Raw genomic sequence first — 15,539 nt, forward strand, 5'->3', positions numbered from 1 at the left:
CGGGCAGAGGTGAAGCCCCCGTCAAGAGCGGGCCCGTGCGAAGGCCCGCTCCCTCACTCCTCTCCGGCCAGCGTCAGCGACCGCAGCTTCTGACCCGCGTACCAGGTGGCGAGGACGGTGACCACCGTCAGCAGCACCGTCGCCGTGGGCAGTGCGACGTCCGACGTGACCATGTCCCCGCCGGCGACCTTCTGCGCCACGGCCAGCGACCACTGCTGGACGCTGAGGGTGCGCGCGCCTTCCACGAGGGAGCCGAACAGGGCCTCCCAGACGAGCGCGTAGACGAGCCCGAAGACCACCGCGTGCCGCGACACCGTGCCAAGCAGCAGGAAGATCGCCGCGTAGGCGATGGAGGCGACCAGTGCGGCCACCGTGTAGGCGACGGCGATCTGCTGGCCGTTGCCGTTGAGGATGAAGCCGGCGATGAAGGTCGGCAGCGCCGAGAAGACCATCGTCACGGCGATCGCCACGATCAGTTTGGTGAAGATGATCGTCGGCCGTTTCACCGGCTTGGACAGCAGGTACACCACCGAGCCGTCGTCGATCTCCGGTCCGATCGCGCCGGTTCCCGCGATGACGCCGATGATCGGCACCATCGTGGCGAGGGCGAGGCCGCCCAGCAGGTCGGAGGCCGTCTGGTCGTCCGCGCCGGCGAGGCCGCGTACGGCCACGGCGATCACGATCAGCAGCAGGGGCAGGGCGCCGAGGATGAGGGCCCGGCGACGGCCGAGCAGGGCTCGGTAGGTGAGTCGGGCGACTGTGGGGTCGTACATCTTCGGCCTCCTACGCCGCGACCAGATACGAGAAGACGGACTCGAGGGACTCGTCGGACGGCGAGACCGTGAGCAGACGGATGCCGTGGTCACGCGCCACCTTCGGCAGCAGGGCCGTGAAGCGGCCGAAGTCGACGGCCTGGATGTGCAGCGCGCCCTCGGCGAGGTCGACCTCGATGCCGGACGTCGACGGGTCGGCGATCAGCGCGGCCGCGAGGGCGCGGTCGTCGCTGGAGCGCACCAGGTAGCGGTGCGGGCGGTCGGTCATCAGACGGCGGATCTTGCGGAAGTCGCCGCTGGCCGCATGCCGTCCGGCGACCACGACCTCGATGTGCCAGGCGAGTTGCTCGACCTCCTCCAGGATGTGCGAGGAGAACAGCACGGTACGGCCCTCGTCGCCCATGCGTCGCAGCAGATCCATGAGCTGCATGCGCTGGCGCGGGTCCATGCCGTTGAAGGGCTCGTCGAGCAGGAGCACAGACGGGTCGTGGACCAGGGCGCTCGCCATCTTCACGCGCTGCCGCATGCCCTTCGAGTACGTCGAGATCTTGCGGTCCTGCGCGTACTCCATCTCCACCGTGGCCAGCGCCTTCTGGGCCGCCTTGGCGCCCAGGCCGTGCAACTCGGCGTTGGCGACGACGAATTCGCGGCCGGTGAGGAAGTCGTACATCGCCTCGTGCTCGGGGACGATGCCGATGTGCTGGTAGATCGCCTCGTTGCGCCAGACCGGCTGTCCGTCGAGGGTGACGGTGCCGGTGGAGGGGGCGAGGAAGCCGCCCATCATGTTGATGAGGGTGGACTTTCCGGCGCCGTTGGGGCCGAGGAGGCCGGTGACGCCGGGGCCGATCGTCATGGTGATGTCGTTGACGGCGACCACGTTGCCGAACCAGCGGGAGACGTGGTCGATCTGGAGCGTGGTCACAGTCCCACCTTCTTGTAGCGGCGCATCAGGAGGCCGTAGCTGGCGGCGATCAGGCCGAGGACGGCGAGGAGGTAGACCAGGCCTTCGCCGTTGCCGGGGCCGACGCCGCCGGGGAAGGCCGAGCTCGCGCCGAGGAACGCCGACTGCAGGCCGTCGATCAGCGTGATCGGCGAGAACAGGCCGATCCAGGCGATGGCGGCGCTGCTGCCCCCGCCGTCACCGAGGGACTGGGCGTCGGCGATGGCCTGGAGCGTGGAGACCGCGCCGTAGGAGATGGTCATGACGGCGATCACGGCCGCGATGCCGAAGCCACGGCGCGGGGTGACGGACGCGATGACCAGGCCGATACCGGCGAAGAGCAGCGAGAGCAGAGCCACCGAGACGAGTCCCTGTGCGAATCCCTTGGTCTGGTCGGCGAAGTCGAGCTTGGCCAGCAGCGCGCCCACATAGAGCACCAGCAGCGGGGCCGCGGTGAGGATGAACAGCGCGGAGGCCAGCGCGGCGAACTTCGCCCGTACGTAGTCGGCGGTCTCGATGGGCCGCGAGAAGTACAGCGGTACGGTCTTGAAGCGCAGGTCGCGCGAGACGGACTGGGGTGCCTGCGAGGCGACGTACAGGCTGATCACGGCCTGCATGATGATCGCGTAGCGCGTGTAGTCGACGGGCAGGTCCTTGGCCTTGGTGGCGACCGCGACGGCCACCATGATGGCCGCGGGCACGCACATCACCACGAACAGCAGCATCGGCAGCACCTTGGACTTCACCGAGCGGCCGAGGCCGTAGGCGCCGCGCAGGGACTGCGAGTAGAGGGAGCGGGTGGCGTAGGAGCGGCCGAGGCGGGGGCCGTCGTAGGTGCGGTAGCCGATGTTGTGGATGCGGGTCTGGTCACCCGACGACGTGACGGGTGTCCGCATGGGCTGCTCAACTGCCATGGCCGACCGTCTCCTTCCGCTGTGCGTCGGTGCTCTGCTCGCTGTTGGTGAAGACCTCTGCGATGTGGTGCCTGCGCTGTTCCATGCGCACCAGGCCGAGTCCGAGGTCGGCGACCACGTCCCGCACCAGGTCGTAGGTCTCCTCGCCCTGCGCCGTGAGCAGCAGGATGTGGCCGGCGCCGGGGAGGCCGCCGCTGCCGTCGAGGACGTCCACCCCGCGCGCGTGGAGCGCCTCGCGCACCGCGCGGGTGCCGTCCGGGTGCTCGTCGGTGTCGGTGACCTCGATCGCGAGCGTGGTCGTGGTCTGGGTGAAGTCGGTGGTGGAGCTGGAGCGCAGGAGCTTGCCGCCGTCGATGACGACGACGTGGTCGCAGGTGCGTTCCAGTTCGCCCAGGAGGTGGGAGGTGACCAGGACCGAGATGCCGAAGTCGGTGTGGATGCGGCGGATCAGGCCGAGCATCTCGTCGCGGCCGACCGGGTCGAGGCCGTTGGTCGGCTCGTCCAGCAAGACCAGCTGCGGGTCGTGCACCAGGGCCTGCGCCAGCTTCACGCGCTGCTTCATGCCGGTCGAGTAGCCGCCGATGGGTCGGTAGCGCTCCTCGTACAGACCGACGTGGCGCAGGGTGTCCGCGGTGCGCTCGCGCGCGGCGGTGGGCGGCAGGCCGGACATGCGGGCCATGTGCACGACGAACTCGGTGGCCGAGACGTCGGGCGGCAGGCAGTCGTGCTCCGGCATGTACCCGACCCGCTCACGGATGGCGGCGCCCTTGGTGGCGACATCGAGTCCGAGCACTTCGGCACGGCCCTCGGTGGCGGGGGACAGACCCAGCAGGATCTTGATCAGTGTGGACTTGCCGGCTCCATTGGCTCCGACGAGTCCGGTCACACCGGGCCCGACGTCCACGGAGAGCCGGTCAAGCGCGGTCACCCTGGGGAACCGCTTGCTCAGGCTTTCGGTCGCGATCACAGTCACGCTTCGAAGGTAGTGACGCGGACCACGCCGGTCGTCACCCCGCAGAGCTGTATTGAGGTCAGACTCCAGATGTACGGGACCCTAGGGGTCACCCTGAGGTCGAACAACGCGGCCCTGGTTTTCCACATCGGCCGGCTTTTCCACAGCCCCGCGGCAGCGCTATTGACGCAGCCTCTAACAACTGTCACATTCGCCAGTGTCAAGTTACGGGCACGTACCGCAGTCGACGTGGACAGGTGGGGCGGTGGCATGACTTCAGCGGTGACACGCGAGCTCTCCGCAGAGTTGCAGGGGTTCAGGGCGGTCCAGCGGCTGGCGTACGAGTGCGCGGAGGCCGTGGCGGCGAGGCTGGAGCCGGGCATCACCGAGCGCGAGGCGGCGCGCATGCAGCGCGCATGGCTGTGCGAGCGCGGTGTCCGGGACTGGTTTCATCTTCCCTTCGCCTGGTTCGGGGACCGCACGGCGTTCGTGAACTTCCGCGTGCCGCTGCAGTTCTTCCCCACGGGCCGCCGGCTGGAGCCGGGGATGCCGTTCATCCTGGACATGGCCCCGGTGTACGACGGCTACACGGCCGACATCGGCTACTCGGGCTCCCTCGGCATCAACCCCGTACAGGACAGGCTGCTGGCCGACCTGGAGGCGCACCGGGAGCTGATCCTGCGCGAGGTGCGCGAGCGGCGGCCGCTGCGGGAGATCTACGAGGACGTGGACCGGCTCATGGTCCGCCAGGGCTATGCCAACCGGCACCGCGCCTATCCCTTCGGCGTGATCGCGCACAAGGTCGACCGGGTCAGGCAGCGCCGCTGGTCACCGCATGTGTTCGGGTTCGGCACACAGTCCCTGAAGGGCCTGGCGAGCGACGCGCTGCACGGTCACCGCGAGGGCTGGTCCCCGCTGTGGTCGCCGTACCGATTCTCCGACCACCCGCCGCGGCCGGGCCTGTGGGCGGTCGAACCGCACCTGGGCTTCCGGGGTACGGGGGCCAAGTTCGAGGAGATCCTGGTCGTCACCGACTCCACGGATCCCGAGGAGAGCGCCTTCTGGCTGGACGACGATCTGCCGCATGTGCGGCGCTGGGCGGAGGAGAAGTGACGGTGCCGGTGACTCTTCAGGGCGCGCGCGAGCGCCGGGTGCGGACCGGTGGGGTCGAGCTGTGCGTCGCCGAGCTGGGCGATCCCGGCCAGCCGACGGTGGTCCTGGTGCACGGCTATCCGGACAGCAAGGAGGTGTGGTCCGAGGTCGCGCCGCGGCTGGCGGACCGCTTCCATGTCGTGCTGTACGACGTCCGGGGCCACGGCCGGTCGACCGCGCCGAAGCCGCTGCGCGGCGGGTTCACGCTGGAGAAGCTGACGGACGACTTCCTGGCGGTCGCGGACGCGGTCAGCCCGGACCGGCCGGTGCATGTGGTGGGGCACGACTGGGGCTCGGTGCAGTCCTGGGAGTTCGCCACGGTCAAGCGCACCGAGGGCCGGATCGCCTCCTTCACCTCGATGTCCGGCCCGTCCCTGGACCACCTCGGTCACTGGATCAACAAGCGTCTCAAGCGCCCCACCCCACGCCGGGTCGGTCAGCTGCTCGGCCAGGGCGCCAAATCCTGGTACGTGTACGCGCTGCACACGCCCGTGCTGCCGGAACTGGCCTGGCGCGGCCCTCTCGGCAAACGCTGGCCGAGGATGCTGGAGCGCTTCGAGCAGGTGCCCGGCGGCACCTACCCGACCTCGTCGCTGCCGACGGACGCCGCGCACGGCGCGTGGCTGTACCGCGACAACGTACGGGCCCGGCTGCGCCATCCGCGCACGGACGCGTACGCGCACGCGCCCGTGCAGCTCATCACGCCTCTCGGTGACGCGTTTCTGTCGGAGCGGCTCTACGACGAACTGGAGTCATGGGTCCCGCAGTTGACCCGCCGCACGCTCCCGGCGAAGCACTGGATCCCGCGCACCCGCCCCGACCAACTGGTGGACTGGATCACGGAGTTCGTGACGTCCGTGGAAGGCGGACGGCCGGACGGGGTGACGGCGAGCGGGAAGTACGCCGACCGCTTCGGCGGGCAGCTCATCCTGGTCACCGGCGCCGGCAGCGGTATCGGGCGGGCGACGGCGTACGCGTTCGCCGAGGCCGGCGCGCGCGTGGTGGCCGTCGACCGGGACGCCGAGGCCGCGGCCCGCACCGCGCAGATGTCCCGGCTGATCGGCGCCCCCGAGGCCTGGGCGGAGACGGTCGACGTCTCCGACGAGCAGGCCATGGAGAAGCTCGCCGAGAAGGTCGCCACCGAGTACGGCGTGGTGGACGTCCTGGTGAACAACGCCGGGATCGGCCTGTCCGGCTCCTTCTTCGACACCACCCCGGAGGACTGGAAGAAGGTCCTCGACGTCAATCTGTGGGGCGTCATCCACGGCTGCCGGCTCTTCGGCAGGCAGATGGCCGAGCGCGGGCAGGGCGGCCATATCGTCAACACCGCGTCGGCGGCGGCGTACCAGCCCTCAAAGGCGCTGCCCGCCTACAGCACCTCCAAGGCGGCCGTACTGATGCTGAGCGAGTGCCTGCGGGCGGAGCTCGCCGACCAGGGCATCGGTGTCACCGCGATATGCCCCGGCTTCGTCAACACCAACATCACCTCGACCGCGCGCTTCGCCGGAGTCGACGCCGAGGAGGAGAAGCGGCGGCAGAAGAAGACCGCGCGGCTGTACGGGCTGCGGAACTATCCGCCGGAGAAGGTCGCCGACGCCATCCTGCGGGCGGTGGTGCGGGGCGATGCCGTCGTTCCGGTGACGCCTGAGGCGCGGGGGGCGTATCTGATGTCCAGGTTCACGCCGAAGGCGCTGCGCAGGATCGCGCGGCTGGAGCCGCCGCTGTGAGCCACGGAGATCAGGAAGATCACGGAGGGGCGTGACCGTGGAGCGGGACAAGGGCAGCAGCGGAACTCGGGCGCGAGGCAGGGGAGAAGGCGCGACCGAGAAGCGCGGTGGGGTCAGCCGCGTGGCCGAGGACCCGGCTTCGCCCGCCTACCGGATCGAGGACCTCGCCCATCTCAGCGGCGCCACCGTCCGCACCATCCGCGCCTACCAGGACCGAGGCCTGCTCCCCCGCCCCGAGCGCCGTGGCCGCGCCAACGTCTACTCGGACGTCCACCTCGTCCGCCTGCGTCAGATCGCCGACCTCCTCGACCGCGGCTACACCCTGGCCTCCGTCAAGGAGCTCCTGGAGGCCTGGGACGCCGGTCGCGGCCTGGGTGGGGTGCTCGGGCTGGTCGCCGAGGTGGACGGGCCGTGGACCGACGAGGAGGCGGTACGCATCTCGCGTGCCGAGCTGGACGAACGGTTCGGCGGCACCCCGGACGACGCGGCGGTGGCCGAGGCCGTGGAGCTCGGCGTATTGGAGCAAGTCCCCGGCGACGAGGACTCCTTCGTCGTACCGAGCCCACAAGAGCTCGCCGTGGCAGTCGAGTTGCACGCCGCCGGAGTCCCTCTCTCCGCGATCTCCGACCACCTACGGGAGTTGAGGGGCCAGGTCGAGCACATCGCTGCCCGTTTCCTGGAGTTCACCACCGAGCATGTATTCGCTCGCTATCTCGGCGGACCGCTCCATCGGACGGACGCCGACGCGGCCGAGGCGGCCTCTCTCGTACGACGGCTGCGCCCACTCGCCCAGCAGACCGTCGACGCGGAACTCGCCCGCGCCATGCGCCTGTTGGCCGTCCGGCATCTGCGTCAGCACCTGGGCGCCGACGAGTCGCCGGAGCCTCGGAATCGGACGCGGAACGTGTCCATCCCCGCCGAGACAATGCAAGCCGTGGAGAGCCTGGTTGGCCCGGAGCAGGCTGCGACGTTCATCGCACTGTCGGCTGAACGGGAGGTACGGGCAAGGACCTTGGACCAGCTCGCCTCAAGTCACAGACCGTCAAATGATGTTGACGAAACCCTTTGAGCCGATGGCTCGTTGTCCACAGATTCGCCAATTCCCCTGTGGATAACCGCACTTGCTTGTGGATCAAACATCGGTTGCGAAATCGTTCGCGTGATTCCTGTCGCTCCCGGCAGGCTGGTGTCATGGACGAAAGACGCACCGTGAAGGTGTCGAAGTACCTCTCGAAGCACCTGCGCCACCAGCCCGAGCGGATCGGGCTCACGCTCGACGAAGGCGGCTGGGTCGAGCTCGACACTCTGATCGCCGCCGCGGCCGTGCATGGCTTCCGGTTCACCCGAGAAGAGCTGGACCAGGTGGTCGCCGCCAACGACAAGCAGCGCTTCGCGATCGAAGGCACCCGGATCCGCGCCAGCCAGGGCCACAGCATCGACGTCGATCTCGGGCTTCCCCCTGCGACACCGCCGCCGTATCTCTACCACGGCACTGTGGCCCGCAACCTGGACGCGATCCGCAGGGACGGCCTCAAGCCCATGAGCAGGCACGACGTGCACCTCTCGCCCGACCGCGAGACCGCGACCCGGGTCGGCGCCCGGCGCGGCCGCCCGGTGGTGCTCTCCGTGGACTCCGGTGCCATGCATCGCGACGGCCATGTCTTCCACGTGAGCGCGAACGGGGTGTGGCTGACGAAGGCGGTGCCGCCCGAGTATCTGCGCTTCCCCGAGTCGCGCTGACCGCCCGTTCGCGCTGACGACCCATTCGCACTGACCGTCCATTCCGCACTGACCGCACATTCGCGCCGACCGCCCATCCGCGCCGACCGTCCATCCGCGCCGACCGTCCATCCGTGCCGACCGTCCATCCGACATGATCAGTGGTATGGACCAATTGCCCACCGCCGAAGCCGCTGTCACTGCGCTACGCGCCATCGCCGCCGAGTACGCACGCGAGATGGAGGTGAGCCATGACATCGGCGCCGACCAGACCTCCCGCCGCACCGCCGCGGGCATCGGCGTCACCACGGACCCGGACGGCTCGCTGCCCCATGAGGCCTACGTCGAGCTGGGCGGCCTGCCACGCGTGAGTGTGCGGCTCTACCCGGAGGACGACGCGCTGATCACCGTGGAGGGCGTCGAGTGCCCCGACGTCCGACGGAACGACGTGCCCGCCTTTGTCCGCTCCCTCTTCGACGGCCTCGCCTATGTCAAGGCACGCCGCTTCCCGCCGGGCTACTTCCTGATCGTGCCGCTCCCGGGCGACCGGACGCACCGTGAGTACATGCCCTTGATCCACCTCAGTCCGTGGCTGAGCAGCCGCGTGCGGTGACTGTTTCACGTGAAACCCGTCCGGCCGCATAGGCTCGGCATATGAGTCTGCGCCTGAGCACCGTGATCCTCCCGTACCGTCGCTGGTCCGAGGGAGGCCGCGAGGCGTGGGGACGCGCGGAGCAGCTCGGCTTCCACGCCGCGTACACCTACGACCACCTGTCCTGGCGCAACTTCCGGGACGGGCCGTGGTTCGGTGCCGTGCCGACGCTGACCGCCGCCGCGGCCATCACCGACCGTCTGCGGCTGGGCACGCTGGTGACCTCGCCGAACTTTCGCCATCCGGTGCCCTACGCCAAGGAGCTGATCTCCCTCGACGACATCTCCGGCGGGCGCTTCACACTCGGCGTCGGCGCGGGCGGCTCGGGCTTCGACGCCACCGTGCTCGGCCAGGAACCGTGGACGCCGCGCGAGCGGGCCGACCGGTTCGCCGAATTCGTCCAGCTTCTGGACCGGCTGCTGTCCGAGGACTCGGTGTCGTACGAGGGCGACTACTACTCGGCGCACGAGGCGCGCGGCATCCCGGGCTGTGTGCAGCGCCCCCGGCTGCCCTTCGCGGTTGCCGCGACCGGGCCGCGCGGGCTGCGGCTCGCGGCGCGGTACGGGCAGGCGTGGGTGACCACGGGCGACCCGAAGCTGTACGAGAACGGCACTCCTGAACAGTCGGTTCAAGCCATTCGTGGACAGGCGGAGAAGCTGGCCGACGCCTGCGCCGAGATCGGCCGGGACGTTGCCGCGCTCGACAAGATCCTCCTCACCGGGTTCACCCCGGACCGGGGCCGTCCGCTGGAGTCCCTCGACGCGTTCGTCGACTTCGCGGGACGCCACCAGGAACTGGGGTTCACCGAGATCGTGGTCCACTGGCCGATCCCCGACTCGGACTTCGCCGCCGACGAGAAGGTCTTCGAGCAGATCGCCATGGAGGCGTCGGCGCAGCTGCGGTGAACAGCGACGTCCGCAACGGCGCTGGTGAGGGCGGTGCCGACGGCGTCCTCAAGGGCGAGATCTCCTCAGGCACCGCCTCAGATGTGCGGACTCCCGCACGGCCGTGCAGGCATATGCGGGAGAATGACCGGGTGACCTCAGCGACTCGACAGCCCGAGACCCCGGCTTCCTCCAAGCTCTCGACTTCGCTCGAGCAGGGAGAAACCCCCACCGTCCGCCCCCGGCTCATCGCCACCGACCTGGACGGCACCCTGCTGCGGGACGACAAGTCGGTCTCCCCCCGCACGGTCGCCGCGCTGGCCGCCGCCGAGGAGGCGGGCATCGAGGTCTTCTTCGTCACCGGCCGCCCGGCTCGCTGGATGGACGTCGTCAGCGACCACGTCCACGGTCACGGCCTGGCGATCTGCGGCAACGGCGCCGCCGTGGTCGACCTGCACGGCGGCCCCGGCTCCCACCGGTTCGTGAAGGTGCGGGAGCTGGCGCGGGAGAACGCGCTGGACGCCGTACGGCTGCTGCGTGACGCGGCGCCGGGCACGATGTACGCGGTGGAGCAGACGTACGGCTTCCACCAGGAGCCGGACTATCCCAAGCTGCACATGGAGACACCGGACGAGCTCGCGTCGGCCGAGGACCTCCTGGCCGCGGACGGCCCCGGTGCCGGCGAGCCGGTGCTCAAGATCCTCGCCTACCACCACACCCTCGATCCCGACGCCTTCCTCACCCTCGCCCGCCTCGCCATCGGCGACCGCGCCAATGTCACCCGCTCCAGCCCCAGCGCTCTGCTGGAGATCAGCGGCCCCGGCGTCTCCAAGGCCAGCACGCTCGCCCTGTGCTGCGCCGAGCGCGGAATCTCGAACGAGGAGGTCGTGGCCTTCGGGGACATGCCGAACGACGTGGAAATGCTGACGTGGGCGGGCCGGTCGTACGCGATGGGCAATGCCCACCCGGATGTCATCGCCGCCGCGTCGGGGCGGACGGTCGCCAACAACGAGGACGGTGTGGCGGTCGTGATCGAGGAGCTGTTGGCCGAGCGGTGCTAGAGCCCGCGACGCCGGCATGATCCGCCGGACAGGCCCTGGGCCTACCCGAGCCGCACCCCCCGCGCCGTCAGCCACGGCACCGGATCCACCGCCGAGCCCATCTCCGGAGTGACCCGCACCTCGAAGTGGAGGTGCGGCCCGGTGGAGTTGCCGGTCGTGCCCGACTGGCCGATCCACTGCCCGGTGTCGACCCGCTCGTCCTGGTCGACGGCGACGGAGGCGAGATGGGCGTACTGCGTGTAGTAGCCGCCCGCGTGCCGGACGACGACCTCCATGCCGAAGGCGCCCGCGCACGCCACCTTGACCACGCGCCCGTCCCCGACCGCCCGCACCGGCGTGCCGATCGGCACGGCGAAGTCCTGCCCGGTGTGCCGGTTCGCCCACCGCAGCCCGCCGCTGCCGAACGCCGCGGACAGCGCGTACGACTCCACGGGGGCGACCCACGCGCTCGGGAAGTCCTTCTTCGACTGGTCGAGCCGGACAGCACCAGGGCAGGAGCCTGCGGCCACGGCAGCATCGGCCTTCCCCTGCAACTGCCATCGCGCCTGTTCGAGCTTCTGCTCGATACCCTTCTTCAGCTCGGCGAGCTCGGCATTGCGTTTCTCCAGGCCCTGCCAGGCCGCCGCGGCCTTGGCCTCGTCCGCGGCGAGCCGTTTCTCGGCGCGGCGGCTCTTCTCGATGGCGTTGTTGACGACAAGGCTCGTCTGCGACAGGACATGCTGACCGCGCATCAGCTGGTCCGGGCTCTTGGCCAGGAGGATCTGCGCGGTGAGCGGCATCCCGCCGCCGCTGCGGTACTGGGCGCGCGCGATCCGGCCCAGGTCCTCGTGCAGGACGCCGATCTCCCGCCGCTCGCGGTCGAGCAGCGCCTCGATCCGCTGTGCCTCCGCCCGCTGCACCTCGGCCTCCTGCCGCCCCTCCTCGTAGCGCTGTGTCGCCAGAGCGGCGTCCTCGTACAGCTGCACCACCTGCCCGCTGAGGGCGGAGTCGCCGCCGGTTCCGGTGCCGTTGCGGCTCGGGGTGCCCTTGCCGTCGCCCATGGCGTGGGCGGGCCGGGCCATGGGCACGACGAGCGCGCACAACAGCGCCGGAACGACCAGGAGACGACGGCGACGTGAACGCATGTCAGCGATCGTGGCCCGTGGAGCGGGTCGCGGTCCTGTTCAGGTCGTACGCCTGGGGGACGTGTTGCTGCGGACGGGTCAGTACGGATGTTGACGCGAGCGGCGGCGGCACTGCGCCGGCACTACGACGCCGCCACCAGCAGATCCGCCTGCTCCTCCCGCTTCACCATCTCCCGCAGCGGCCCGTCCGCAGCGGTCAGCTCCGCGAACGTCCCCCGCTGCACCACACGCCCCTCCGCCAGGACGACCACCTCGTCCACGGCCTCCAGGCCGGCCAGTCGATGGGTGATGAGCAGTGTCGTACGGCCCTCGGTGGCGGCCAGCAGGTCGGCGGTGAGGGCGTCTGCGGTGGGCAGATCGAGATGCTCGGCGGGCTCGTCGAGGAGGAGGACGGGGAAGTCGGCGAGCAGTGCGCGGGCCAGCGCGAGCCGCTGCCGCTGTCCGCCCGAGAGCCGGGCCCCGTGCTCGCCCACGAGCGTGTCCAGGCCGTCGGGCAGGCTGTCGGCCCAGTCGAGCAGGCGGGCCCGCCTGAGCGCGTCGCGCAGTTCGGCCTCGGTGGCGTCCTTCTTGGCAAGGAGCAGGTTCTCGCGCACGGAGCTGTCGAAGAGGTGCGCGTCCTGCGCGCACAGCCCGACGAGCCGCCGTACGTCGTCGCCGTCCAGGGCGTTCGCGTTCACGCCTCCAAGCGTGTACGAGCCCGCGTCCACGTCCAGGAAGCGCAGCAGCACCTGCGCCAGGGTCGTCTTGCCGGAGCCGGACGGGCCGACGACAGCGATCCGGCGGCCCTCCTCCAGGGTCAGGTCCACGCCGGCGAGCGCGTCCCGGTCCTGACCTGCGTGGCGTGCGGTCAGGGCCTTCACCGCGACCGGGAAGGGCGACACGGGCGCCTGCCGGGGCCGCTCCGGTTCCCGTACGGGCTCGGGCGTGTCCAGCACCTCGTACACGCGCTCAGCGCTCTTGCGCACCCGCTGCCGGTACTGCACGGCGAGCGGCAGCCCCAGGACGGCCTCGAAGGCGGCCAGCGGGGTGAGCACGACGACGGCCGTCGTCACGCCGCCCAGCCGCCCGTCGGCGACCGCCTGGGCACCCACGAGGGCGGTGGCGGCAACGGTGAGCCCGGAGATCAGCGCGGTGAGTCCGTCGCCGAGCGCGGTGGCGGTGGCGGCCCGTGAGGCGATCCGGGTGAGCGTCCCGTCGGCCCGCCGCGCTTCGGCCGTACGGCTGGGCAGGGCACCGGCCACGGTCAGCTCCGCGGTGCCGGTGAGCAGATCCGTCACACGGGTCGCGAGCGCTCCGCGGGCCGGGGCCAGCCTGTGCTCGGCGCGTCGGGCGACCGCACCCGTGACGAGCGGGACTCCGGCCCCGGCCGCCAGCAGACCGACCGCCAGCACGGCACCGGCCTCGGGCAGCAGCCAGGCGGTGAATCCGACGGCGCCGGCGGACACGACGGTCGCGGAAGCGGCGGGGAGCAGCCACCGAAGCCAGTAGTCCTGCAGCGCGTCCACGTCGGTGACGAGCCGCGAGAGCAGATCACCCCGGCGGGTACGGCGCAGTCCGGCGGGCGCCAGCCGCTCCAGGCGCCGGTACACGGCGACCCGGGTGTCGGCCAGCATCCGCAGCACCGCGTCGTGCGACACGAGCCGCTCGGCGTACCGGAACACGGCCCGTCCAATGCCGAAGGCCCGCGTCGCCGTCACGGCCACCATCAGATACAGCACGGGCGGCTGCTGCGAGGCCCGCGAGATGAGCCAGCCGGAGGTGGCCATGAGCCCGACGGCACTGCCGAGCGCGAGGCTCCCGAGCAGCAGCGCGAGGGCGAGGCGACCACGCCGGGCACCGGACATCGCGCGGACGCGGGCGAGGACACCACGTGCGTCGGTCGTGATCGGCACGGACTCGGCATCGTGGGCAACGGAACCGCCGTGCACGCCGGGCTCGATCACACGGCCGACGGACGCCTTGTGCACGTCCTCCGCCGGCACGGGCGCCGCGGCTTCCGCGAGCCGCACCACCCGATCCGCCACCCCCAGCAACGCCGGCCGATGCACCACCAGCAGCACCGTCCGCCCCACCGCCAGCCTCCGTACGGCCTCCACGACCTCGGCCTCGGTGGCCCCGTCGAGCGCGGCCGTCGGCTCGTCGAGCAGCAGCACGGGCCGGTCAGCGAGAAACGCCCGGGCCAGCGCGAGCCGCTGCCGCTGCCCCGCGGACAGCCCGGCCCCGTCCTCACCCAGCACGGTGTCGACACCCTGGGGCAACGCGTCCACGAACTCCAGCGCCCCGGCGTCCGCCAACGCCCGTCGCACGGCAGCGTCATCGGCCTCAGGACGGGCCAGCCGTACGTTCTCGGCGATCGTCCCGGCATACAGGTGCGGCCGCTGCGGCACCCAGGCGATACGCGAGCGCCACTCCTCCAGATCGAGTTCGGCGAGATCGACTCCCCCGACCAGGGCTCGCCCCTCGGTCGGGCACACGAACCCCAACAGGACGTTGAGCAGCGTCGACTTGCCCGCACCGCTCGGCCCGACAAGCGCGACCGTCTCGCCGGGCTCGACGACGAAGGAGGCATTCGAGACGGCGTCGGCGGACCGTCCGGGGTAGCGGACCGAGACCCCCTCGAACGACACCGCCCCCGTCGGCACCGCCGCGCTCCCCGACGCCGGCACCGAAGTCTCCAGAACCTCGAAGATCTCCTCGGCCGCGGACAGCCCCTCGGCCGCCGCGTGATACTGCGCGCCCACCTGACGCAATGGCAGATATGCCTCGGGCGCCAGCACAAGGACGACCAGGCCGTCGTACAGATGCATCTCGCCGTGGACGAGCCGCATGCCGATCGTCACGGCGACCAGCGCCACCGAGAGCGTCGAGAGCAGCTCCAGAGCGAAGGACGAGATGAAGGCGATCCTCAGGGTCCGCATGGTCGCCCTGCGGTACTCGCCGGTGATCCGCCGGATCGACTCGGCCTGCGCCTTCGCCCGCCCGAACACCTTCAGGGTCGGCAGCCCGGCGACCACGTCCAGGAAGTGCCCGGACAGTCGGGACAGCAGCCGCCATTGACGGTCCATATGAGACTGCGTGGCCCAGCCGATCAGCATCATGAAGATCGGGATGAGCGGCAGGGTGCCGACGATGATGGCCGCCGAGACCCAGTCCTCGGTCACGATCCGCGCCAGCACTGCCACCGGCACGACCACCGCGAGCCCCAACTGCGGCAGATAGCGCGAGAAGTAGTCGTCGAGGGCGTCGACTCCGCGCGTGGCGAGGGCGACCAGCGATCCGGTCCGCTGTCCGCTCAGCCAGCCGGGTCCCAGCTCGGCCGCCCGGTCGAGCAGCCGCCCGCGCAGTTCCGACTTCACCGCCGCGCTCGCGCGGTGGGCGGCGAGCTCGGTAAGCCATGCGACCAGGGCGCGACCGATCGCGACGACGACCAACAGCAGTAGGGGAGTGCGGAGTTCAGCAGCGGACATCCCGTGCTGGAATGCACCCACCACGACCTCGGCGACGAGCATCGCCTGCGCGATGACCAGCCCCGCACCGACGGCACCCAGGCCGACGACCGCGATCAGAAAGAGGCGAGTGGCGCGGGCGTATCGGAGAAGACGCGGATCGATCGGTTTCACGTGAAACATGCCCTTCGGTCC

Annotated in this window: 13 protein-coding genes; 7 read left to right on the top strand and 6 right to left on the bottom strand. The window is 70.7% G+C overall.

The genetic code is table 11. The features are described 5' to 3' along the window. Nucleotides 1–53: 53 nt before the first annotated feature. The 4 genes from AQI70_RS06590 to AQI70_RS06605 are packed head-to-tail and all read right to left on the bottom strand — an operon-like array spanning nt 54 to nt 3,594. A complete protein-coding gene (locus AQI70_RS06590; protein ID WP_062145443.1) occupies nt 54–773 on the bottom strand; it encodes an ABC transporter permease subunit in 720 nt (239 codons plus the stop codon). Between the two features lie 10 nt (nt 774–783). Next, nucleotides 784–1,695, bottom strand: coding sequence for an ABC transporter ATP-binding protein (locus tag AQI70_RS06595; protein WP_062145444.1), 912 nt, complete (start codon nt 1,693–1,695; stop codon nt 784–786). Then, entirely contained in the window at nt 1,692–2,627 is a 936-nt protein-coding gene (locus tag AQI70_RS06600) for a hypothetical protein (protein ID WP_062145446.1), read from the bottom strand. The genes AQI70_RS06595 and AQI70_RS06600 overlap by 4 nt, the downstream gene beginning before the upstream one ends. Beyond that, nucleotides 2,617–3,594 carry an ABC transporter ATP-binding protein gene (locus AQI70_RS06605; RefSeq protein WP_062145448.1) on the bottom strand — a complete coding sequence of 326 codons (978 nt, stop codon included), beginning with the start codon at nt 3,592–3,594 and terminating at the stop codon, nt 2,617–2,619. The genes AQI70_RS06600 and AQI70_RS06605 overlap by 11 nt, the downstream gene beginning before the upstream one ends. Nucleotides 3,595–3,849: 255 nt before the next feature. Here AQI70_RS06605 and AQI70_RS06610 point away from each other — a divergent pair, with 255 nt between their 5' ends. The 7 genes from AQI70_RS06610 to AQI70_RS06640 all read left to right on the top strand — a co-directional run bounded on the left by AQI70_RS06610 (nt 3,850) and on the right by AQI70_RS06640 (nt 10,774). Beyond that, entirely contained in the window at nt 3,850–4,692 is an 843-nt protein-coding gene (locus tag AQI70_RS06610; RefSeq protein ID WP_062145450.1) for a M24 family metallopeptidase, read from the top strand. Between the two features lie 8 nt (nt 4,693–4,700). Beyond that, nucleotides 4,701–6,458 carry an SDR family oxidoreductase gene (locus AQI70_RS06615; RefSeq protein ID WP_062146484.1) on the top strand — a complete coding sequence of 586 codons (1,758 nt, stop codon included), beginning with the start codon at nt 4,701–4,703 and terminating at the stop codon, nt 6,456–6,458. A 121-nt stretch (nt 6,459–6,579) separates the two neighbouring features. Next, nucleotides 6,580–7,527, top strand: a complete 948-nt coding sequence (locus AQI70_RS06620) for a MerR family transcriptional regulator (protein ID WP_062146486.1) — start codon at nt 6,580–6,582, stop codon at nt 7,525–7,527. Between the two features lie 122 nt (nt 7,528–7,649). Further along, entirely contained in the window at nt 7,650–8,198 is a 549-nt protein-coding gene (locus tag AQI70_RS06625; RefSeq protein ID WP_062145452.1) for an RNA 2'-phosphotransferase, read from the top strand. Between the two features lie 145 nt (nt 8,199–8,343). Beyond that, nucleotides 8,344–8,790: a hypothetical protein gene (locus AQI70_RS06630; protein ID WP_079051178.1), complete on the top strand. Its 447-nt coding sequence runs from the start codon at nt 8,344–8,346 to the stop codon at nt 8,788–8,790. Between the two features lie 41 nt (nt 8,791–8,831). Continuing rightward, nucleotides 8,832–9,734 carry an LLM class flavin-dependent oxidoreductase gene (locus tag AQI70_RS06635; protein WP_062145456.1) on the top strand — a complete coding sequence of 301 codons (903 nt, stop codon included), beginning with the start codon at nt 8,832–8,834 and terminating at the stop codon, nt 9,732–9,734. 113 nt (nt 9,735–9,847) lie between these two features. Then, entirely contained in the window at nt 9,848–10,774 is a 927-nt protein-coding gene (locus AQI70_RS06640) for a Cof-type HAD-IIB family hydrolase (RefSeq protein ID WP_208607323.1), read from the top strand. Nucleotides 10,775–10,815: 41 nt separating this feature from the next. Here the strand turns inward: AQI70_RS06640 and AQI70_RS06645 are convergent, their stop codons facing one another. Both AQI70_RS06645 and cydD read right to left on the bottom strand, forming a co-directional pair. Next, nucleotides 10,816–11,898 (bottom strand): peptidoglycan DD-metalloendopeptidase family protein, encoded by a 1,083-nt coding sequence (locus AQI70_RS06645; RefSeq protein ID WP_062145459.1) that lies wholly within the window; start codon nt 11,896–11,898, stop codon nt 10,816–10,818. Between the two features lie 122 nt (nt 11,899–12,020). Next, nucleotides 12,021–15,527 (bottom strand): thiol reductant ABC exporter subunit CydD, encoded by a 3,507-nt coding sequence (gene cydD, locus AQI70_RS06650; protein WP_244181500.1) that lies wholly within the window; start codon nt 15,525–15,527, stop codon nt 12,021–12,023. Nucleotides 15,528–15,539 lie beyond the last annotated feature (12 nt).

Source organism: Streptomyces curacoi, from assembly GCF_001513975.1.
GTDB classification, from domain to species: Bacteria; Actinomycetota; Actinomycetes; order Streptomycetales; family Streptomycetaceae; genus Streptomyces; species Streptomyces curacoi.